Source organism: Amycolatopsis echigonensis (assembly GCF_014174495.1).
Lineage (GTDB): Bacteria > Actinomycetota > Actinomycetes > Mycobacteriales > Pseudonocardiaceae > Amycolatopsis > Amycolatopsis echigonensis.
Window position 1 is genome coordinate 15,507 of sequence record NZ_JACJHR010000035.1, and the last position, 21,005, is coordinate 36,511.

A 21,005-nucleotide genomic window follows, 5' to 3' on the forward strand; every position below is an offset into this window, starting at 1 on the left:
GAGCAAGCCTGTTGAATCCGCTCCGGGTTACAGTGAGCGCCATGTCCAGCCGCGTGCGCGCCGACGCCTGTCCCGGAGTCTTCGCGACGCACGACGCGGCGGACGGGCCGCTCGCGCGCGTCCGGCTGCCCGGCGGCGTCGTGACCGCGGATCGGCTGCGGGCGTTGGCCACCTGCGCGGAAGACCTCGGCGACGGCCACCTCCACCTGACCTCGAGGGCGAATGTCCAGCTGCGCGGAGTCCGTCGCCCGGGCTTGGCGGCGCGGCTGACAGAAGCCGGATTGTTGCCGTCGCCTAGCCACGAACGCGTGCGGAACGTGCTGGCCTCGCCGTTGAGCGGGGTGCGCGGCGGGCTCGCGGACGTCCGGGGGCTCTCCGCGACGCTCGACCGGGAGCTGTGTGCGCGGCCATCACTTGCTGAGTTGCCGGGACGGTTCCTGTTCGGTTTCGACGACGGACGCGGCGACGTCGCGGGCACGGATGTCTGCTGGCGCGCGGTCGGGGCGATGACGGGTGTGGTGCTGCTAGCGGGCGCTGACTCCGGCTGGCTGGTATCGCGGGACGACGCGGTGTCTGCGCTGCTCACGGTCGCGGAAACGTTTGCGCGCACGCGCGGTTCGGCGTGGCGGATCGGGGAACTGGACGATCCTTCGGCGCTGCTGCCGGACGGCCCGCGCGAAGCTCCGCGGGAACGTCCGACGCGGATCGACCCGACCGTCGGCCGCATCCAGCGCGACGACGGCGGCGAGGCGGTGGGGGTCGCGCCGAGGTTCGGGCAGTTGACCGCCGCCCAGTTGCGCACGCTTGCCGACTTCGGCGACGCCGTGGTCACGCCGTGGCGTTCGGTCCTGCTGCCCGGCGGCGCGGACGTCGAACGCCTGCACGCGGCGGGGCTTTCGACGGATCCGGCGACGGCGGAGCTTAGCGCGTGCATCGGCGCGCCGGGGTGTGCGAAGTCTCTCGCCGACGTCCGCTCCGACGCGGCGACACTGGTCGCGGACGGGGAGCGGGTGCACGTCTCGGGCTGTGCACGGCGGTGCGGACGACCGTCCGGCGCCCACCGCGACGTTGTCGCCGAACCCGGCGGCTACCGTGTCGACGGACGCTGGACCCCGGCGTCCGAGTTGGCGGATGCGTTGGCGAGAAAGGGACCTTCGTGATCGACTACCTGCGGGACGGGGCCGAGATCTACCGGCACTCGTTCGCCACGATCCGCGAAGAGGCGGACCTGGCGATCCTGCCCGACGACGTCGCGGGCGTCGCGGTCCGGATGATTCACTCCTGCGGCATGGTCGACCTCGTCGACGACCTGCGCTACTCGCTCGACGTGGTCGAGGCGGGCCGCGCCGCGCTGGAGGCGGGCGCGCCGATCCTGTGCGACGCGAAGATGATCGCCAGCGGCATCACGCGCAAACGGCTGCCCGCGGCGAACGACGTCGTGTGCACTTTGGACGACCCGAGCGTGCCCGGACTGGCCGAACGGCTCGGCACCACGCGGTCGGCCGCCGCGCTGGAGCTGTGGCGCGACCGGCTTCCCGGCTCGGTGGTGGCGATCGGCAACGCGCCGACCGCGCTGTTCCGGTTGCTGGAACTGCTGGACGAGGGCGTCGGCGCGCCGGCCGCGATCATCGGCGTGCCGGTCGGGTTTGTCGGCGCGGCTGAGTCCAAAGTGGAATTGGCGAAGCGTGCGCCCGCGCCGTACCTGGTCGTGCACGGCCGGCGCGGCGGCAGTGCGATGGCCGTCGGCGCCGTGAACGCGATCGCGAGCGCGGTCGAATGACCGGGCGGCTGTACGGCGTCGGGCTGGGCCCCGGCGATCCGGAATTGATGACGGTCAAAGCGGCGCGGCTGATCGGCGAGGCGGACGTCATCGCCTACCACAGTGCGCGGCACGGGCGCAGCATCGCGCGGTCGGTGGCCGAGCCGTATCTGCGCGAGGGCCAGCTGGAAGAGCGGCTGGTCTACCCGGTCACCACCGAGACCACTGATCATCCCGGCGGCTACGAAGGCGCGATCGCCGATTTCTACGAGCTGAGCGCGAAGAAGCTCGCCGAGCATCTCGACGCCGGGCGTGACGTGGTGCTGCTGTGCGAGGGCGATCCGTTCTTCTACGGCTCCTACATGTACATGCACGAGCGGCTCGCCGGACGGTTCGAGGCCGAGGTGGTACCCGGCGTGACGTCGGTGAGCGCGGCGGCGTCGGTGCTCGGCCGTCCGCTGGTGCAGCGCGACGAAGTGCTCACCGTGTTGCCGGGAACGTTGCCAGCGCCCGAATTGGCGCGCCGGCTGGCGGACACCGAAGCGGCGGCGGTGCTGAAACTCGGCCGTACCTTCGGTTCGGTGCGGGATGCGCTCGCGGAGTCGGGCAAACTCGACGACGCCTGGTACGTCGAGCGCGCGACCTGGGGACAGCAGCGGGTGGAGCCGTTCGCGGACGTCGATCCGGAATCGGTGCCGTATTTCTCCTTGGCGCTGCTGCCCAGTCCGGCTTACAAGTCGCGGGTGGAGGGTGAGCCCGCGGTTGCTCCTGCGGCACCGGCGGAAGGCGGCGAGGTCGTGGTCGTCGGGCTCGGTCCGGCCGGACCGGAGTGGCTGACGCCGGAAGCGTCGGCGGAACTGGCGGCGGCGGACCACATCGTCGGCTACGGGCCGTATGTCGCGCGGGTTCCGCAGCGGGCGGGACAGCAGCGGCACTCGTCGGGGAACCGGGTCGAGGCGGACCGGGCGGTCGAGGCGTTGCAGCTGGCCGCGACCGGCGCGCGGGTGGCCGTGGTGTCGTCCGGCGATCCGGGCGTGTTCGCGATGGCTTCCGCGGTGCTGGAACAGGTTTCGGCTGGGAACGGCGCCGGCGCGCGGGTGCGGATCGTGCCCGGAGTGACGGCGGCGCAGGCTGCCGCGTCGCGGGTCGGTGCGCCGCTCGGGCACGACTATTGCGTGCTGTCCCTTTCGGACCGGTTGAAGCCGTGGGAGATCATCGAACGGCGGCTGGACGCCGCTGGTGCGGCCGATTTGGTGCTGGCGCTGTACAACCCGGCTTCGCGGACGCGCGTGACTCAGCTGGCGAACGCGCGGGAAGTCCTGCTGCGGCACCGGGAGCCGGGGACACCGGTGGTGGTTGCCCGGGACGTCGGCGGGCCGGAGGAAGACATCCGGGTCACCACGCTGGGCGAGCTTGATCCGTCCACAGTGGACATGCGGTGCCTGCTCATCGTGGGCTCCTCGCGCACCGTGGTGGAGGAAGGCCCGGACGGGCAGTCGATCGTGTGGACGCCGCGGAGCTATTCCTGACCTTCGCGCAGCAGCCGCTCCGCCTCGGCGAGGTGGCGGGTGAGTTCTTTCCGTTGTGCCGCACTGAGTTTCGGTGCGTGCGCGACGAGGGCTGAGGCGATCGAACCGTCCGCGCGAGTGCGGAACATCGCGCGCGCGGACGGTTCGATCTCCAGCCGTGATTTGCGCCGGTCCTTCTCGTCGGGCCGGACCTGCATGATTCCCGCGTCCGCCATGCGATGCGTGATCCGGGAAACGAGGCTTTGCGCGAGCCCGGTCCGGCGCGTCACGTCGCTGATCGTCGCGCCCGGATTGCGCGAAACATCCTCGATCACCGCCAGTTCTCCCGCGTTGACCTGATCCGCTCCGGTGTTTCCGGTGCTGGTCAGGGCGATCTCGCGCAGGGTGCGGGCGAGGCGGTGCAGGTCGGCGGCGCGCATGGTCCTATTCAATCACTAGTGATACATTCGGAGAAGTATCACTAGTGATGGAGTTGGCGATGGTCGACGACGTGCTGATCGTGGTCGCGGTCGGGATCCTGATCGTGCGGCAGTTTCAGTGGCGCTCCGCCGAACCGCGGCGGATGCTGCTGATGCCGTTGCTGCTGATCGCGGTGGGGCTGGTTTACCTCGGGTTCGAAGTCCGCGGGCTCCAGCGAGCCGACTGGCTGCTTGTTGGCGAACTCGTCCTGGTCGCGGGGACCGGCGCCGCGATGGGTTGCGTGACGCGGTTCCGGCGGGCCGGAGGGTTGCAATACCGGCTCACCGGCGCGGGAATCGTGCTGTGGGCGGTCTTTCTGGCGATTCGCATCGGCTCGTTCGCGCTGGCCGGCGTCCTCGGCGCGCAGCTGCTCGACGCGACCGGGCTGATCCTCGTCTCGTTCGGCGTCAACCGTCTCGCGGCGAGTCTCGTAGTGCGGCGTCGGATTGCCCATGGCGGAGATAAAACCCTGGCGTATGACCAAGGGAACGCCGGAACACGTCGATGAACGCGCTGGTGGTCGCGAATCCGCACAACTGCGCCACCGACGTCACGGAGCGGCCCTCCACGAGCAGCCGCAATGCGTGATAAAGCCGGAGCTGGGTCCGCCACTGCGGAAACGTCATGCCGGTGTCCGTGCGGAACAGCCGGGTCAGCGTCCGGCCGCTGGCGCCGACAACACGGCCCAGCGCTTCGAGACTGCGCGAGTCGGACGGATCTTCCTCCAGCAACTGGCACACGGCGATCAACCGCGGATCGCGCGCGGCGGGCACCTGTACCGGACGTTCCGGCGCGAGGGTGAGCTGGTCGAACAACACCGCCCGCATCCGTTGCCCGGCAGGGGTTGAGCGCTCCTCGCCGAGTTCGGTGTACGCGATCAGCAGTTCCCGCAGCAACGGGGTGACGGCGAGCGCGGTCGGTTCGGTGACCGGCAACGGGCTCAGCTGCTGCGGAAAGCCGAACAGATGCACCCGCGTGACGCCGTAAGCGCGGTGGGAATGCACGGTGCCCGCCGGAATCCACAGCGCCCGGTGCGCGGGCGCGATCCACCGCGACCGGTCCGTGTGCACTGCCAGAACGCCGCTGCTGGCATAGACGACCTGGTGCTCGTCGTGCCAGTGCTCAGCGATGCTCGAGGTCGCGGCCAGGTCCCGGATGTCCGTCGGCGCGGTCGGGAGGTGGCTGGAAATCGACACAACTCGGCATAATAACGGAATCGCGAAGGCTGTCCCGGGTCTGACGATGATCGGGTGACGACCGCACTCTCCGCTCCCGTCCGTCCCGCACGCTGGCCGATGCCGCTGATGGTGCTCGGCCACGCGGTCGACGACCTTTACCAGGGCGCAGTTCCCGCGCTCGTCCCGTTTCTCGTCGCCGGACGCCATTACGGTTACCTCGCCGCGGCCGGGATCACGGTGGCCGCGACGCTGTTGTCCTCGGTGGTCCAGCCGCTGTTCGGCGTGCTGACCGACCGGCGGCCGATGCCGTGGCTGGTGCCGGTCGGGATGACCGTCGCCGGGGCCGGGATCGGACTCTCCGGGCTCGCCGATTCCTACGCGCTGACCTGGCTCGCGATCGCGCTGTCCGGCCTCGGCGTCGCCGCGTACCACCCGGAATCGGCACGGATCGCCCGCCGGCTCGCCGGGAACGGGCACGTCGGGATGAGCTGGTTTTCCTTGGGCGGCAACGTCGGTTTCGCGCTCGGGCCGATTCTCGTCACGCCGGTGCTGCAGGCAGGCGGCCTTGGCGCGACGCCGTACCTGGTGCTGCCCGCGCTCGTCGCCGGCGTGGTCATCGCCGCGTTGTTCCGCCGGATGCACCACCTGCAGTCCGCAGTGCGGCACCGGGCGCAGGCCGGGCGCGACGATTGGCGTCAGTTCGGCTGGCTGACCATCGTCGTAGTCGGACGCTCCATCGCGGCCTTCTCGCTCAACACCTTCCTCGCCCTCTGGGTCACGCAGCGAACCGGCAGCGTGTTCGCCGGGGAAGCGGCACTGGTGGTCCTGTTCGGAGTCGGTGCGCTGGGCACCTTGCTCGGCGGGATGATGGCCGGTCGATGGGGGCGGACCCGGACGGTCCGCGTCTCGTACGCGGTGGCGGTGCCCGCGGTCGCCGGGATCGCGCTCGTGCCGGGGTACGGCGTGTTTCCGCTGGTCGCGCTCGCGGCGTTGGCCTTGTACGCGCCGTTCTCGCTGCACGTGACGCTGGGGCAGGACTACTTACCGAACCGGCTGGGCACCGCCAGCGGCGTGACGCTGGGGCTGGCGGTGAGCGTCGGCGGGGTGGTCGCGCCTGCGGTGGGGGCGCTCGCCAACGCGGTCGGGTTGCAGTGGGCGTTGCTGGCGCTGGCGGTGCCGCCGGCGGTGTCGGTGGCCGCGGCGCGGAGATTGCGGGAGCCGTCGTGAGTGGCAATCCCGGTTAGAACCGCGATTGCCACTCACGACGGCCCTCAGCGCGTCGGGTCTTTGCCGTTCGGCTGCGAAGGCCCGGGTCCGGGCGACCACCAGCCCCACACCGTCTTCTCGCCGTGCCGCACCGTCGGCGCCACCCCGGTCGTGTAAGGCTCGATCTGCAACAGCTGGCCCCAAGACTGGTACGGCTGCCCGTTCAGATAGCTCGGCACCTCGGGCTCGTCCGCGATCTCCTCGAGCCAGCCGTTCGGTCCGCCGTTGGTGCTGGACGCCCATTTCGCCTCGTCGGCGAGCTGGCCGGGGGTGATCCGGTAGTCCGGCATCGCGGAGATGCCGTCGTGCGAGGTGACCGGGTTCGCGCACGGGTACACGAACGACGCGGGCCAGTCGATGTACACCGATTTGCCGGCGAGCTTGTCGGTGAGCGTGGTGAAGGTCGGCACGCGCGGCGCGGACGCGGCGACCCAGCCGTCCTCGGTGAGGTCGTTGTCCACCATCACGACCCGCACCGACGTGGTTTCCGGCGGCAGGTCGCGCAGGTTGATCCGGGTGTCGTTCCAGCCGCCGGTGCCCGCGCCGGGCGGGAGCGCGAACTGGCCGCGCAGCACGCGCACGCCCTCGGGAGTGTTGACGCCGTACTCCAGGCTCACCGACGTGGGCCGCCGGGGCTGGCTCGCGGTGGCGACCACGATCTGGCCGTTCTCGGTGCGGTCGGTGAGCGCGTACCAGTCGCTGCGCAGCCGTCCGGCGCGGGTCTGGGTGTCGAGGTAGCTGCTCCACATCGGCACCTGGTCCTGCTTGAACCCGTGCGGCGGTTCGGCCAGCGGGTCCTTGTCGTCGACCGGGGTCGTGTGGAAGCCGGTCTGGACGCGGCCGTTGTCCTGGTCCGGATTCGGCAGCGGGTTCGGCGGGTTCTGCGTCACCGGCTTCTCCGGCACGGTCCGCTGTTCGGCCTGCGGGTGCAGGATGCTTTTCGCCGCGTCGCGCTCGACCATCACGTGGTCGGACAGGTTGCAGCTCTTGCCGAACAGGTGCCCGATGTTGGCCGCGCCGAGGCTGTAGCTGTCGCGCTGGAAGTAGATCGCCGCGCCCATCGTGTAGATCTCGCCCGCCGCGACGAGGCCGCAGACCACGACCAGCGACAGCGAACCGAGCCGCAGCGACCGGCTCCGGCCTTCCTGCAGGGTCAGCACCGGGCCCGGCCGGTGCGCCCGGACGTTTTCCACGAACGCGTAGATCCCGGCGACCGCGGCCGCGCCGAGCAGGATCGTCGACAGCGGGATGCCGCCGATCGACGGCGCGACGTTCGTCCACGGCACCCCGATCCGCGAGACGAACCAGTACGTGTTCGGCCCGGTCGCGGCGAGCGCGCCGACCACCAGCAGCACCGCGAGGAACGCCGCGCGGTTGCGGTTGGAGCGCAGCACGGTCGAACTGGTCGCCAACGCGGTGAGCGCCGCCATCGACGCGCCGACCGCGGCGAACGCGCCGAAGTGGTGCGTCCATTTCGTCGGGGTCAGCGCGAGCAGCAGGAAGAACAACGCGGTGGTGCCGATCAGCCGTCGGCTCGGCCCGAGCGCCGCGCCGGGGATCCGGCCGCGGCGCAGCAGCACCACCAGGCAGGTGACCGTGCAGAGCAGCACGAGCAGCACCGGGAACCGGCGCGGCGCGGAGCCGTCCGGCAGGTTCTCGAACAGCAATTGGTACCGCGCGAGTTCCTGGAACCACGACAGGTTCGGCCCGACCGCGGTGCGGATGCGGGTGGCCTCCTGCACGGTCGCGAACGTCTGGTCGGCGAACATCACCACGAGCACCAGGAAGCCGGACGCGAGGATCGGGGCGAGCATCGGCAGCCAGCCGCTCGCCGACCGCTGCCGGACCAGCTTGAACAGCGGTTTCCCGGCGACCAGGAAGGGGGCCACGGCGATCAGCCCGGTCGGCGTCGCGGCGAGGGTGAACGCGGCCGCGGTCAGGCCGAGGCACAGCGGCAGCAGCCGGCGGGTGACCAGCGCGCGTTCGACCGCGCAGATGGCCAGCAGCGACCCGAGCGCGGCGACCGGTTCCGGCCGGACGCCGTTGTTGTAGGGCATCCACCAGACCAGGAACACCGCCGCGGCGGCCCAGCCGGCGGCGCGGCTGCGGCGGACCTGGGTGCCCAGCCGCGGCATCACCTCGCGGCTGATCAGCAGCCAGCTGATCACCCCCAGCAGGTACGAGGGCAGCCGGATCCACGGCGGCACCGTGCTGACGTGCGTCATCAGCTCGTACAGGTGGTAGAACCAGCCGAACGGGGCCTCCGCGACGCCGAACCAGCGGTGGTAGTTCGTGAGGTACCCGGTGGCCTCGGTGACCCGGGCCATGGTGAGGATGTAGCCGTCGTCCGAGGTCACCGGCCCGATGAAGACCCACGCGCCGAGCACGCCGAATACCGTCGCGTCGCGGCCGGTCAGGCGCCACCAGCCGACCGGGGCCCAGCGCGGCGCGCGGCGGGCGAACCCGGAGTCCATCCGCCACACCGCGATCAGGCAGCCGAGGAACGACAGCGCGGCGAGGATGCCGACGACCAGCTTGAGCGTGGTCGGCGAGGTCTGGTAGCGCGTGTCCGGGACGATCGACACGTGCAGTCCGGCGATCGGGTCGCGCGCGGAGGTGATCGAGGAGTAGATGCCGAGCACCCGCGGCCGGACGTCGCCGGTCGTGTGGAAGATCGGGGTCTTGCCGACCGACAGCGTCATCTGGGTCGCGTCCGAATCCAGCGTGACCGAGCAGCCGGTCTGCGGAAGCGGCTGCTGCGAGATCTGCTGGCCCTGGCTGGACGCGAGCAGCACGCCGTTGTCGACGCGCAGCTGCAGGCCGACGCCGTTGGCCGCGTGCTTGCCGGTGCGTCCGTCCGGGACGGTCGAGAACAGCAGCGCGGGGCCGTTCGTGCGCGCGTCGAGCGAGCGGATCGTCTCGCAGGGCAGTTCGACTTTCAGGTCCTGTGCCCAGTACCCGGTCAAGGGCGCGTTGACGGCACGCGTGTCGGAGGCGACGGGCCAGACGACTTCCGCGGTGTCCTGCACGACCGGCAGGAAGGGATAGGCCAGGGCGCACAGCGCCGAAAGCAACCCCAGCACTACGGCAATCGGACGCATTAGAAGGAATCTATTGGGTCACCCTGGCCGGGCTACGCTGACCCCTCTTCGCGCGGGGTGAACCGCTCGTGGTGGACCGCGCTGGCCAGCGGCGCGCGGCTGCGCCATCCGTGCCGCTCCAGGTCGGGAACCTCGGCCAGCGCGGTGACCGGGCCCACGCACAGCCAGGCGACCGGGCGGATCCCGGCGGGGATGCCGAGCAGTTTCGCGAGCGCGGGTTCGCGGTAGAAACTCACCCACCCGACGCCGAGCCCCTCCGCGGTCGCGGCCAGCCACAGGTTCTGGATCGCCAGGCACACCGAGTACAGCCCGGCGTCGGCGATCGCGTGCCGCCCGAGCACGGCCGGGGCACCGCGCTGCTCGTCGTAGGTGACGACGATGCCGAGGCTCGATTCGCGGATGCCTTCGACCTTGATCTTGGCGAACGTCTCCGCGCGCTCGCCGTCGAGCGACGCGGCGAACACGTCGCGTTCCTCGTGCACGTGGCGGGCGAATTCCTCGCGCGTGGCGGGGTCGCGGACGAGCACGAAGTCCCACGGCTGGCTCATCCCGACGCTCGGCGCGGCGTGCGCGGCCTCGAGCACCCGGGTGAGGACGGCGTCGTCGATCGGCTCGCCGGTGAACTCGGCGCGGACGTCACGGCGGCGGTGCAGGACTTCGTAGAACGACTCGATCATTGATTGAGCACCCATTCGACAGCGGCGGTTACGTCCGCGGTTTCCGTAGCGGACGGTCGGGGAGGCCGGCGCACGACGACCACCGGCAGGCCGAGTTCGCGCGCGGCGGTCAGTTTCGCGGCGGTCATCGCGCCGCCGCTGTCCTTGGTGACCAGGACGTCGATGTCGTGTTCGGTCATCAGCGCGCGTTCGCCGTCGAGACGGAACGGCCCGCGGTCGAGCACCACCTCGTGCCGGCGCGGCAGCGGCTGCCCGGGCGGGTCGACGCAGCGGATCAGGAACCACAGCGGGTCGAGGTCGGCGAACGCGGCCAGGCCCTGGCGGCCGCTGGTGAGGAACACGCGGGTGCCGAGGCCGGGCAGGAGCGCGGCGGCTTCTTCGAGGTCGTCGGCCCAATGCCAGCGGTCGTCCCCGTCCGGCTGCCAGCCGGGGCGAGCGAGCCGCAGAAGAGGAATGCCGGCAGCTTGGGTGGCGTGGAAAGCGTTGGCCCCGATGCGTTCCGCGAACGGATGCGTGGCGTCGACCACCGCGCGGACGCCGTTTTCGCGCAGCCAGGCGGTAAGCCCTTCGACGCCGCCGAACCCGCCGATCCGCACCTCTCCGACCGGAAGCCGCGGTCGCGTGACGCGTCCGGCCAGCGACGAGATCACCGCGACGCCGCGTTCGTGCAGCTGGGCGGCGAGGTCGCGGGCCTCCGCGGTGCCGCCGAGGATCAGGACGGTCATCGCCCGTACCCGACCGCCGTGCGCCACCGGTCGAGGGTGCGCAGGTTGGCGAGCGTTTCGGCCCAGGTCAGCTCCGGGCCTTGCCGATCCGCGACGTGCGCGGCGACGTAGTCCGCTTCCCGGGCGTAAATCCCTTGGGTGGCTTCGATTTCGATGACCTCCGGCTCGCCGCCGGAGGGAGTCAGCACGATCGTCGAAACGCCCGGCGCGCGCAGTTCGTGGATCCACGCGGGCTTCGGCACGTACAGCTGGCCGGTGGTGCCGTAGATCCGGATGTGGTCGTCCTGGGTGAGCAGATAGCCGCAGGACAGCTGGGCGATGATGTCGCCGGGCAGCCGCAGCAGGCCCATCGCGAACTCGTCGACGCCGCTTTCGGCGAGCCGCGCCATGCCGGTGACCCGCGTCGGCTCCACCGCCGGAATTCCGGTCGCGGCCTGGGAAACCAGCCGTGCGAGCGAGGTGCAGTAGCAGCCGACGTCGAGGATTCCGCCGCCGCCGAGCGCGGGGTCGCCCAGCCGTGCCGCGTCGTTCTCGCCGGAGTCGAAACTGAACGTGACGTCCACGGCGCGGACCTCGCCGATCGCGCCGCATTCGATCAGCTCGACCAGCCGTCGCGTCTGCGGATGCAGCCGGTACATGAACGCTTCCATGAGGAAAACGTCGTTGCGCCGCGCGGCATCGATGACTTTCTCGGCGTCGGCCGAGGTGATCGTGAGCGGCTTCTCGCACAGCACGTGCTTGCCCGCCTCGGCGGCGCGGATCGCCCATTCCTCGTGCAGCGCGTGCGGAGTGGCGACGTAGACGGCGTCGACCTCCGGGTCCGCCAGGAGGGCCTCGTAGCTGTTGTACGCCTTCGGGATTTCGTACCTGGTGGCGAAATCCCGCGCCCGCTCGGCCGTGCGCGACGCCACCGCGGCGAGCACACCGTGACGGCTTTGCTCGACGCCCGCGGCGAATTCGGCGGCGATGGTCCCGGTGGCCAGCAGGCCCCAGCGCAGATCGGTCACAACGACTCCGGTTGGCTCGCTCGGTCGCGGGTGCTCGAATACAGGAAACTGTCCGGGAATCCGCCCGCGGCGAGGACCCGGCCGACGAAAATCGTGGCCGCGCGGGTCATTCCGGCGGCGCGCGCCTGGCCGGCGATGTCGGCGAGCGTGCCGCGGACCACCGTTTCGCCGGGCTGGCTGGCCAGCGCGACGACGGCGGCGGGACAGTCCTCGCCGTAGTGCCCGGCGAGTTCCCCGGTGACGCGCTCGATGTGGTTGATCGCCAGGTGCAGCGCGAGAGTCGTGCCGGTGCGGGCGAAATTCGCCAGCGTTTCGGCGTCCGGCATCGCGGTGGACCTCGCCTGCGCGCGCGTGATCACGAGGCTCTGCCCGATTCCCGGGACGGTCAGTTCGCGGCCGAGCACGGCGGCCGACGCGGCGAACGCCGGAACGCCCGGCACCATCTCGTACGGCACGCCTTCCGGTTCCAGCCGCCGGACCTGCTCGGCGACCGCGCTGTACAGCGACGGATCTCCCGAACACAGCCGAGCGACGTCGTGCCCGGCTCGATGCGCTTCGATCAGTTTGGCGGTGATCTGGTCGAGACTGAGGTTCGCGGTGTCGACGCGTTCGGCGTCCGGCGCGCAATAGGCGAGCAGGTCCGTCGGCGTCATGCTGCCCGGGTACAGGCACACCTGGCAGCGCGCGAGCAGGTCGCGGCCGCGCACGGTGATCAGGTCGGCCGCGCCCGGTCCGGCGCCGATGAAGTAAACGGTCATTTCCAGCTCCACTGCGTGACTGCTCGGGACGGCGTCCATCCGGTGAACCCGCCGAGCGGTTTCGCGTGCTCCACGGAGATCCGTTGCAGCTCCCCGCCGTGCCGGGTGTACGCGGCGGCCAGGATCTGCTCGGCTTCGAGAGTGACACCGTGCGCGACGATCCGGGCGTCGGTTTCGACACATCGGTCGAGGACGCCGGGCACGGTCAGACCGCCGCCGAGGAAGATCGCGTCCGGTCGGGAGAGCCCGGCCAGCGCTTCGGGTGCCGGACCGGTGACCACCTGTAGTTCCGGCACGCCAAGGGTATTGGCGTTGCGCTGGACGCGTGCGGCGCGCGCCGGGTCGCGTTCGATCGCGATGGCGCGGTTCAGCGGATGCGCGCGGGACCATTCGATGCCGATGCTGCCCGCGCCCGCGCCGACGTCCCACAGGAGTTCGCCTGGAGCCGGCGCGAGGCGGGCGAGGGCGGAGGCACGGAGGTCGCGTTTGGTGAGCTGGCCGTCGTGCTCGAAGGCGTCGTCGGGCAGGCCGACGAGCGGGAGGCCGGGGCCTTGGCAGAGCACGGCGAAGACGGTGAGCGGACCGGGGTCGTGGGTCCAGCCGTCGGCGATCCGCTCGTCGTCCGCGCCGAGGTTTTCCAAGGCGGTAAGGGCGGAATCGCCGTACCCGCGGGCTTTGAGCAGCTCGCGCAGTTCTGCCGCGGAGCCGCCCAGCACCAGCACTTTCCGGCGGGGCGCCAACGCCCGCGCGACCCGGTGAACGGCCCGGCCGACCACCGTCACGACCTCGGTTTCCTCGAACGACCAGCCGAGCCGCGCGCGGGCCAGCGTCGCCGACGAGACCGCTGGGTGGACGTCGAGCGCGTAGCCGCGGTCACGGAGGGTGGTGGCGATGCCGGACAGGTACGGATCGCCGCTGGCCAGCACGCACACCCTGCCGGTCTGCTCGGCGAGGATCTCGTCGAGCGCGGGCAGCAGCGGGCTCGGCCAGGGCCGGGTGCGGAGGCCTTCCGGCAAGGACTCGAGCTGCCTCCGCCCGCCGAGCACGACGTCCGCCCGCCGCACGGCGTCGCGGGCCGCGGGGGTGAGCCCGGCCCACCCGTCGGCCCCGATCCCGACCACCGTCAGGCGTGATTCTTCGCGCACGATTTCCCACCCTAAGCGAGAGCTTCGCTGTGCGATGATCGGCCGGACGCCGACCCACGAGGGAGTGCTCTTGAAGCCCTATCCGTTCACCGCTGTCGTCGGGATGCCGGACCTGCGTCTGGCGCTCGTCCTGTCCTCGATCTCGCCCGCGGTCGGCGGGGTGCTGGTGCGGGGCGAGAAGGGCACCGCGAAGTCGACCATGGTGCGCGCGCTCGCCGGGTTGCTGCCGGGCGTCGACGTGGTGGACGGCTGCCGGTTCTCCTGCGACCCGGCCAGCCCGGACCCGGCGTGCCCGGACGGGCCGCACGCGGAGGGCGTTCCCGCGCACCGGCGGCCGGCGCGGCTGGTGGAGCTGCCGGTCGGCGCGGCCGAGGACCGGGTCGTCGGCTCGCTGAACCTGGAGAAGGCGCTGTCCGAGGGCGTCACCGACTACCAGCCCGGCCTGCTGGCCGCCGCGCACCGCGGGCTGCTGTACGTCGACGAGGTCAACCTCCTGCACGACCACCTGGTGGACACGCTGCTCGACGCGGCGGCGATGGGCCGGGCGACGGTCGAGCGCGAGGGCGTTTCCGTCTCGCACGCGGCTCGCTTCGTGCTGATCGGGACGATGAACCCGGAGGAGGGCGAGCTGCGGCCGCAGCTGCTCGACCGGTTCGGCCTGACCGTCGAGGTCGCGTCGAGCCGGGATCCGGAGCAGCGCGTCGAGGTCGTCCGGCGGAGGCTTGCTTACGAGGCGGATCCGGACGGTTTCGCGGAGGGTTACGCCTCGGCTGATGCGGCGCTGGCGGCGGAGATCGAAGCGGCGCAACGGCTTTTGCCGTCGGTGAAGCTGCCGGACGAAGCGCTGCGGCAGATCGCCGAGGTGTGCGCGTCGTTCGAGGTCGACGGCATGCGCGCGGACATCGTGACGGCGCGGACAGCGGTCGCGCACGCCGCGTGGGCCGGTCGAAGCGAGGTCACCACGGAGGACATCCGGGTCGCGGCGCGGCTCGCGCTGCCGCACCGGCGGCGGCGGAATCCGTTTGACGCGCCGGGGATTTCCGAGGAACAGCTGGAACAGGCGCTGGAGGACGCGCAGCCGCCTCCTGAGGGACCGGACGACGACGGCCCTTCCGGCGGCGGCCCCGGACCGGACGACAGCGGGCCGATGCCCGACGGCGGTCCGTCTGGTTCCGACGGCGCTCCGCCGCCTGGCGACAACGGCGAAACCCCTTCGGGCAATGGGTCTTCGCCGCAGAAGACGGTTGGTGCCGGGGATACGTTCCGGGCACGGGTGTTCCGGGTGAGGGGCACCGGCGAGGGTGAGCGTGGCCGCCGGTCGCGCGCGATCACCGATACTGGCCGGACGATCGGCGTGCAGCCGCCCAGCGTCCGGGACGGACGTCCGCACCTCGTCGCGACGATCCGTGCGGCCGCACCGCATCAGCGGGCGCGGGGCCGGTCCGGGGCGGGTCTCGAAGTGCGCTCGGCGGATCTGCGGTTCGCGCTGCGCGAGGGCCGCGAAGGCAACCTCGTGCTGTTCTGTGTGGACGCGTCGGGCTCGATGGGCGCGCGGGCCCGGATGCGGGAAGTGAAGACCGCCGTGCTTTCCCTGCTGTTGGACGCTTACCAACGGCGGGACAAGGTCGGTCTGGTCACGTTCCGTGGCGCGGAGGCCGAGCTGGCGCTGCCGCCGACGATCAGCGTCGAAGCCGCGGCGGCCCGTCTCGACGGCTTGCCGACCGGCGGACGCACGCCGCTCGCCGAGGGCTTGCTGGAAGCCGCGCGAGTGTTGCGGGTCGAGGCGATCCGGGATCCACGACGTCGGCCGCTGCTGGTGCTCGTCACCGACGGCCGCGCCACGAGCGGCTCCGACGCGGTGGCCCGGGCCAAGGCCGCGGCGGGGTTGCTCACCGGCGTGACGACGATCGTGATGGACTGCGAGACCGGACGGATGCGCCTGGGCCTGGCCGCGGAATTGGCCGGGCATTTGGGCGCCGAACACGTGCCGCTGTCCGAGGTGGCCGCCGAGTCGCTGGCCTCGGCCGTGCGCGAACGGACGGGGAGGGCTGCCTGATGCCGCAGGGAAAACCGGCTGTCGTGCCGAAGGACGGGCTCACCACGCGGCAGCGCCGCAACCGTCCGCTGCTCGCCGTGCACACCGGCGAGATGAAAGGGAAATCCACCGCGGCGTTCGGAATGGCGTTGCGCGCGTGGAACCAGGGCTGGTCGATCGGCGTGTTCCAGTTCGTGAAGTCGGCGAAATGGCGCGTCGGCGAGGAAGCGGCGTTCAAGGCGCTCGGGAAGCTGCACGACGACACCGGGCAGGGCGGCCCGGTCGAATGGCACAAAATGGGCGAGGGCTGGAGCTGGTCGCGCAAACAAGGGTCCGAAGAGGACCATGCCGCCAACGCGCGCGAAGGCTGGGCGGAGATCAAACGCCGGCTCGCCGCCGAGACGCACGATTTCTATGTCCTGGACGAATTCAGCTACCTGCTCAAATGGGGCTGGCTCGAGGTGGACGACGTGGTGTCCGCCTTGGCCTCCCGGCCCGGGCATCAGCACGTGGTGATCACCGGTCGCTACGCGCCGCCGGAATTGATCGAAGCCGCGGATCTGGTCACTGAAATGACGAAGGTGAAGCACCCGATGGACGCCGGGCAGAAGGGCCAGCGGGGGATCGAGTGGTAGCACGGGTCGTCATCGCCGCGCCCGGTTCCGGGCACGGCAAAACCACCATCGCGGCCGGGCTGATGGCCGCGTTGCGGACCGCCGGGCACACCGTGTCCGGGCACAAGGTCGGCCCGGACTTCATCGACCCCAGCTACCATTCGCTGGCCACCGGCCGCCCGGCGCGGAACCTGGACCCGTTCCTGCAAGGCGAGGACACGCTGGTTCCGTTGCTGCGCCACGGTTCCGCGGGCGCGGACATCGCCGTCATCGAAGGCGTGATGGGCCTTTTCGACGGCGCGTTGGGCACCGAAGGCTACGCGTCGACCGCCCATGTCGCGCGGCTGCTCGACGCCCCGGTCGTGCTGGTGGTCGATGCCTCGGCGGCTTCGCGCAGCGTCGCGGCGACAGTGCTGGGTTTCGCACAGTACGACACGCGCGTCCGGCTCGCTGGGGTGATCCTGAACAAACTCGGCTCGCAACGGCACGAGGACGAGATCGTCACGGCTCTGGAGGCGACCGGTGTTCCGTTGCTGGGTGCGTTGCGGCGCAACGAAAACGTGCACGCGCCGAGCCGGCACCTCGGGCTGGTTCCCGCGGCCGAACGGGCCGCGGAGTCTCAGCGGCTGCTGCCGGAACTGGCGGGCTGGGTCGCTGCCGGGGTCGATCTCGAAGCCATCGTGCGGGTCGCTCGGAGCGCACCGGCGCTGACCGGTCCGTTGTGGAATGCCGGGCCGGAGTGGGATGGTCCACGGGCGACGCTCGCCGCTGCCGGCGGTCCGGCGTTCACGTTCCGCTATGCCGAGAACATCGAGCTGCTGGCGGCGCGCGGCATCGACGTCGTGGACGTCAATCCCTTGCGGGACACGACCTTGCCCGCGGGGTGTGCCGGGCTGTACTTCGGCGGCGGATTCCCGGAGGTGCATGGCGCCGAACTGTCGTCCAATGTGGAGCTTCGCACGGCCGTCGGAGCGGCGATCGACGCGGGCATGCCGGTGAGCGCGGAATGCGCGGGCTTGCTGTACCTGTGCCGGTCTCTGGACGGATTGCCGATGGTCGGTGCCGTCGCCGCGGACGCGACCATGACTGCACGGGGGAAGCTCGGCTACCGCCGGGCAGTCGCGGTCGCGGACAACGTGCTCGCAGCGGCCGGACAGCGGGTCACCGGACACGAATTCCATCGCACCGAAATCGCTCCCGCGCACGGTGAAACCGCCGCGTGGGGCTGGGACCGCGGCCTGGACGGGTTCGCCTCGGCTTCGCTGCACGCGTCCTATTTGCACGTTCATTGGGCCGGACATCCCGAACTGGCGGATCGTTTCGCCTCGCGGGTGCGCGCACATTCCCTGGCGGCGGTCCATGGCTGAGTACGACCTCCAGCACCACGGCGATCGCGAAGTCGGCGAGGGACTCGTCGATCTGGCCGTGAACGTCCGGCTTCCGGCTCCGCCGGCGTGGCTGCGCGAGGAACTCGCCGCCGCCCTGGACGACCTGGCCGCCTACCCGGATCCGACTCGTGCCGCGGAAGCCGTTGCCGTGCGACATGGCCGGGATTTCGACGACGTCCTGGTGACCGCCGGTGCCGCGGAAGCGTTCACGCTGCTGGCGTCTCTTCCGGCTGAGCACCCGGTGGTGGTCCACCCGCAATTCACCGAACCGGAAGCCGCTCTGCGCGCGGCCGGACGTTCTGTCGACCGGGTCATTCTGTCTGAAGTGGACGGTTACCGGCTGGACCCCGCAATGGTCCCCGATTCGGCCGACCTGGTCTTCGTCGGCAACCCGACCAATCCGACCTCCGTCCTGCACCCAGCCGCTTCGCTGCGGGCATTGGCGCGCCCGGGCCGGGTGCTCGTGGTGGACGAAGCCTTCCTTGATGCCGTTCCGGGAGAGGTCGAAAGCCTTGCCGGAGAACGAATCCCGGGCGTGGTGGTGCTGCGGAGCCTCACCAAGACCTGGGGCTTGGCCGGATTGCGAGCCGGATACGTCCTCGGCGAACCACCGCTGATCGTCCGGTTGCGCGCCGTGCAGCCGCCCTGGTCAGTGTCCACTTTGGCCGCTGTCGCCACGGTCGCCTGCTGTCGCCCGGCTGCTTTGGAAGAAGCCGAAAAACTGGCCGCCGCCGCGGAAGCCGATCGCGACTACCTCGAATCAGGCTTGGCCGCCCGGGGAATTCCCGTGCTCGGCACCCCGCGCGGTCCGTTCGTGCTGATCCGCGTCCCGGGTGGAGCGGACGTCCGCCTGCGGCTGCGCGAAGCAGGCTACGCCGTTCGCCGCGGCGACACTTTCCCCGGCTTGGGCCCAGACCACCTGCGCATCGCCGTCCGCGACCGCGCGACGACGGACGCGTTCCTCGCTGCGTTGGGCTAACGGTTCTGGAGAGCGGTGAATTGCTCAAGCCAGGCGTAGTTCGGCGCAACGGTGCCGTCGGGATTCTTCTGGACGGTCGCCCGGGCGAACACGCTGTTGAGGAGCCAGGGCGGGGTTTCCGGCCCGAAGTCCGCTCCCTTGGCCGCCGAGATGCCCTGGTCGATGCCGTAGGTGGCGACGGCGAGTTTGCCGGTCGCGCGGAACTTCGTCATCTGGTCGGTGAGGAAGGTCTTGTTGCTCTCGAACCACGGGCTGGTGCGGAGGAAATCGTCCCACCGCGGCTTGGGGAACGGCTGGTGCAGCGCGTTGCGGATGACCTGCCAGACCTTGGTGTCCTCCGGCACGTGGTATTTGGCGGCGTACTCGGCGGAGATCCGGTCCGAGAGGTGTTTTTTCCACAGCTGGACGAGCGAGAACTCGGTGACGAGGAACTTCTTGCCGCCCAGCTTGGGCAGGACGTAATCGAGAAACGCCTGAACGTCGTCCGCGGCGGCGACGTGCGGATGGATGTCGGTGCCCTCGATCTCCGGCGTGTCGCGGACGTATTTCATCCAGCGTTCCGTGCCCGCGCCAGTCCACTTCGGATCCTCGAGATTGTTGAGCGCGCCCATGTACAAGGCGGTCTTTCCCTTGCGCTCCTTGATCACATGGGCGGCGATCGTCTCGTAGAATTCGTTGAGCGCGCCGTTGTTCCAGTCGGACTGCGGGCATTCGATGAACGGTTCGTTGCCGATCACCAGGATGTCGACTTTGTCCATAACCGCGGGCAGCACCTTGTCGACCCGCGCGAGATCGGCCTGCATCGCCGGGGTCCCGGGCCGCGGAATCGGCTTGTGGGACTCGGGAAAATAAGGGAACTTGAGGGACAGCACGGTGCCGTACCGGCGATCGGCCGCTTGCAGCAGCGTCTTGATCGTCGGGTTCTCGGCAGCGTCCTGTTTGTCCAGGTCGGGCATCGCGGTGAACCCACGCACCCACTTCGCGCCGGATCGCTGAAGCTCGTCCCAGCCCATGGTGTCCGGGTCGGCGTTGAAGTTCGCCCCGAGTGCCCCGTCCGGCTTGGGCAACGCCGTGTTCGCGGCGGGGCTCTCCTGTGTCGAATTGCAGGAAGCCGTGGCGAGAACGGAAAAACCGGCGGACAACTGAAACAGCCGACGCCGGGTGAGGCGCGCAGAAGCGGGCGTGCTGGATGCCACGAGGTCCCCTCGGTCATGAGTCGCGGACCTCCCCTTCGTAACACGGGTCTGGCTTCCGCCGCAGCCCGGGGCGGGTCTGCCGACGCACACCCGCTGCCGAGGGAGCTCGTTCAGGCGGTCGCCAGCAACGCCGCGGCCACCGCGACCTCGACGCAACCGCCGAGGACGTCGCCGGTCACGCCGCCGATGCGCTGGACACATCGGGCCAGCAACACCGCTGCGGCCGCGTAACCGAGCCCCACCGCGAGAACTCCTCGCCACCACGGCAATCCCGGCGTCAACGCGGCGCATCCCGCCGCGAGTACGAACACCGCCGCGGCGACCAGGATCGGCACCGATCCGGCGACCGTCGCGCCCAGCCCCTCCGGGCGGGCCGAAGGGACTCCTCGGGCGCAGCACAGCGAGAGCACACACCGTCCACACAGGACGGACAAGACCGCTGCGGCGATCCCGTGGCCGTGCGAGATCGCGCCGGTCAGCGCGCCGGTCTGGACAAGCAGGACGAAGAGCAGCGTCGCGACACCGGTGGGCCCGGAGTCGCCGCGGCGCATGACGTCGAGGGCTTTCGCGCGGTCGTAGGAGGCACCGAGCCCGTCGGCGGTGTCGGCGAGTCCGTCGAGGTGCAACCCGCGGCTGCCCAGTGCGACCGCCCCCAGCGCCAGCGCGGCGACGGCCAGAGCAGGAAGCCCGAGCGCGACCCCACCCGCAACGATAAGCCCGGCCACCGCGGCGAGGGGGAGCGCGGCGAGCGGGCCGAGGGCCATCGCCACCCCAGCGACCCGCCGATCGATCTTGCGCGGAGCAGGGATCGGGACGGTGGTCAAGGTGCCCACGGCGAGGCGGATCCCGTCGGTTACAGGCGTCACGGGTTGCATCCTGATGGGACATTGGGTGCGCACCACGCACCGAAGGGCACATTGGATGCAAGTGGGGGCGTGGATGCTGCGCTGGGCGCGCCGAGTGCCGTTGCTGTGGCGTCCCACGCACCCAAAGTGACATTGGGGCGATCCGCGGCGGAACGAATACCGCGCCGATCCCGTGACTGAACCCCGGCCAGACCCTCGGCCCGCACCGCGAGCTGGTCCACCGACCCGATCCAGCCCGGAACCGCAGCCCGCGCCCCGAGCTGGTCCACCGACCCAATCTCGCCCAGAACCGCAGCCCGACGCTTGAACCAAGGCCCGCACGA

19 protein-coding genes are annotated in these 21,005 nt (G+C 70.8%); 9 read left to right on the forward strand and 10 right to left on the reverse strand.

All coding sequences use genetic code 11. The annotated features are described in order from the left end of the window. Positions 1 to 41: 41 nt before the first annotated feature. The 3 genes from H5411_RS23795 to H5411_RS23805 are packed head-to-tail and all read left to right on the forward strand — an operon-like array spanning position 42 to position 3,288. Positions 42 to 1,160 (forward strand): nitrite/sulfite reductase, encoded by a 1,119-nt coding sequence (locus H5411_RS23795; RefSeq protein WP_183125028.1) that lies wholly within the window; start codon positions 42 to 44, stop codon positions 1,158 to 1,160. Further along, positions 1,157 to 1,780 (forward strand): precorrin-8X methylmutase, encoded by a 624-nt coding sequence (locus tag H5411_RS23800; RefSeq protein WP_037354494.1) that lies wholly within the window; start codon positions 1,157 to 1,159, stop codon positions 1,778 to 1,780. Before H5411_RS23795 ends, H5411_RS23800 begins: the two co-directional genes overlap by 4 nt. After that, the gene (locus tag H5411_RS23805; RefSeq protein ID WP_183125029.1) at positions 1,777 to 3,288 is read left to right on the forward strand and encodes a precorrin-2 C(20)-methyltransferase; all 1,512 of its coding nucleotides are present in this window, start codon (positions 1,777 to 1,779) and stop codon (positions 3,286 to 3,288) included. Before H5411_RS23800 ends, H5411_RS23805 begins: the two co-directional genes overlap by 4 nt. Here H5411_RS23805 and H5411_RS23810 read toward each other — a convergent pair. Beyond that, positions 3,279 to 3,707, reverse strand: coding sequence for a MarR family winged helix-turn-helix transcriptional regulator (locus tag H5411_RS23810; protein WP_183125030.1), 429 nt, complete (start codon positions 3,705 to 3,707; stop codon positions 3,279 to 3,281). The two genes, H5411_RS23805 and H5411_RS23810, sit on opposite strands and share 10 nt — an antisense overlap. Before the next feature lie 59 nt (positions 3,708 to 3,766). On the opposite strand from H5411_RS23810, the gene H5411_RS23815 reads away from it, so the two are divergent. Beyond that, positions 3,767 to 4,255 (forward strand): hypothetical protein, encoded by a 489-nt coding sequence (locus H5411_RS23815; RefSeq protein WP_183125031.1) that lies wholly within the window; start codon positions 3,767 to 3,769, stop codon positions 4,253 to 4,255. Here H5411_RS23815 and H5411_RS23820 read toward each other — a convergent pair. Further along, positions 4,155 to 4,943: an AraC family transcriptional regulator gene (locus H5411_RS23820; protein WP_183125032.1), complete on the reverse strand. Its 789-nt coding sequence runs from the start codon at positions 4,941 to 4,943 to the stop codon at positions 4,155 to 4,157. The genes H5411_RS23815 and H5411_RS23820 overlap by 101 nt on opposite strands. Positions 4,944 to 4,997: 54 nt before the next feature. Here H5411_RS23820 and H5411_RS23825 point away from each other — a divergent pair, with 54 nt between their 5' ends. Further along, on the forward strand, positions 4,998 to 6,152 hold the full coding sequence (locus tag H5411_RS23825) for an MFS transporter (protein ID WP_312878579.1): 1,155 nt from the start codon (positions 4,998 to 5,000) through the stop codon (positions 6,150 to 6,152). Positions 6,153 to 6,196: 44 nt separating this feature from the next. Here the strand turns inward: H5411_RS23825 and H5411_RS23830 are convergent, their stop codons facing one another. Genes H5411_RS23830 through cbiE form a run of 6 tightly spaced genes read right to left on the reverse strand, consistent with a single transcriptional unit; the run spans position 6,197 to position 13,604 of the window. Further along, positions 6,197 to 9,292, reverse strand: a complete 3,096-nt coding sequence (locus H5411_RS23830; protein WP_183125033.1) for an arabinosyltransferase domain-containing protein — start codon at positions 9,290 to 9,292, stop codon at positions 6,197 to 6,199. 32 nt (positions 9,293 to 9,324) lie between these two features. Further along, positions 9,325 to 9,969: a 5,6-dimethylbenzimidazole synthase gene (bluB, locus tag H5411_RS23835; RefSeq protein WP_183125034.1), complete on the reverse strand. Its 645-nt coding sequence runs from the start codon at positions 9,967 to 9,969 to the stop codon at positions 9,325 to 9,327. Next, the gene (locus H5411_RS23840; RefSeq protein ID WP_183125035.1) at positions 9,966 to 10,694 is read right to left on the reverse strand and encodes a cobalt-precorrin-6A reductase; all 729 of its coding nucleotides are present in this window, start codon (positions 10,692 to 10,694) and stop codon (positions 9,966 to 9,968) included. The genes bluB and H5411_RS23840 overlap by 4 nt, the downstream gene beginning before the upstream one ends. Further along, positions 10,691 to 11,701 carry a Gfo/Idh/MocA family protein gene (locus H5411_RS23845; protein WP_183125036.1) on the reverse strand — a complete coding sequence of 337 codons (1,011 nt, stop codon included), beginning with the start codon at positions 11,699 to 11,701 and terminating at the stop codon, positions 10,691 to 10,693. Before H5411_RS23845 ends, H5411_RS23840 begins: the two co-directional genes overlap by 4 nt. Then, positions 11,698 to 12,459: a precorrin-4 C(11)-methyltransferase gene (cobM, locus tag H5411_RS23850; RefSeq protein ID WP_183125037.1), complete on the reverse strand. Its 762-nt coding sequence runs from the start codon at positions 12,457 to 12,459 to the stop codon at positions 11,698 to 11,700. The genes H5411_RS23845 and cobM overlap by 4 nt, the downstream gene beginning before the upstream one ends. Beyond that, positions 12,456 to 13,604, reverse strand: coding sequence for a precorrin-6y C5,15-methyltransferase (decarboxylating) subunit CbiE (gene cbiE / locus H5411_RS23855; protein ID WP_183125038.1), 1,149 nt, complete (start codon positions 13,602 to 13,604; stop codon positions 12,456 to 12,458). Before cbiE ends, cobM begins: the two co-directional genes overlap by 4 nt. Positions 13,605 to 13,674: 70 nt before the next feature. On the opposite strand from cbiE, the gene H5411_RS23860 reads away from it, so the two are divergent. Genes H5411_RS23860 through cobC form a run of 4 tightly spaced genes read left to right on the forward strand, consistent with a single transcriptional unit; the run spans position 13,675 to position 18,620 of the window. Then, a complete protein-coding gene (locus H5411_RS23860) occupies positions 13,675 to 15,660 on the forward strand; it encodes a putative cobaltochelatase (RefSeq protein WP_183125039.1) in 1,986 nt (661 codons plus the stop codon). Then, entirely contained in the window at positions 15,660 to 16,274 is a 615-nt protein-coding gene (gene cobO, locus H5411_RS23865; protein ID WP_183125040.1) for a cob(I)yrinic acid a,c-diamide adenosyltransferase, read from the forward strand. Before H5411_RS23860 ends, cobO begins: the two co-directional genes overlap by 1 nt. After that, complete coding sequence (locus H5411_RS23870) at positions 16,268 to 17,620, forward strand: cobyrinate a,c-diamide synthase (RefSeq protein WP_183125041.1); 1,353 nt, start codon at positions 16,268 to 16,270, stop codon at positions 17,618 to 17,620. The genes cobO and H5411_RS23870 overlap by 7 nt, the downstream gene beginning before the upstream one ends. Further along, a complete protein-coding gene (gene cobC, locus H5411_RS23875) occupies positions 17,613 to 18,620 on the forward strand; it encodes an Rv2231c family pyridoxal phosphate-dependent protein CobC (RefSeq protein WP_183125042.1) in 1,008 nt (335 codons plus the stop codon). The genes H5411_RS23870 and cobC overlap by 8 nt, the downstream gene beginning before the upstream one ends. On the opposite strand, the gene H5411_RS23880 is transcribed toward cobC, so the two are convergent. Both H5411_RS23880 and H5411_RS23885 read right to left on the reverse strand, forming a co-directional pair. Next, positions 18,617 to 19,762, reverse strand: a complete 1,146-nt coding sequence (locus tag H5411_RS23880; RefSeq protein WP_246369154.1) for a hypothetical protein — start codon at positions 19,760 to 19,762, stop codon at positions 18,617 to 18,619. The two genes, cobC and H5411_RS23880, sit on opposite strands and share 4 nt — an antisense overlap. Positions 19,763 to 19,926: 164 nt before the next feature. After that, positions 19,927 to 20,682, reverse strand: coding sequence for an adenosylcobinamide-GDP ribazoletransferase (locus H5411_RS23885; RefSeq protein ID WP_312878580.1), 756 nt, complete (start codon positions 20,680 to 20,682; stop codon positions 19,927 to 19,929). Positions 20,683 to 21,005: the final 323 nt, after the last annotated feature.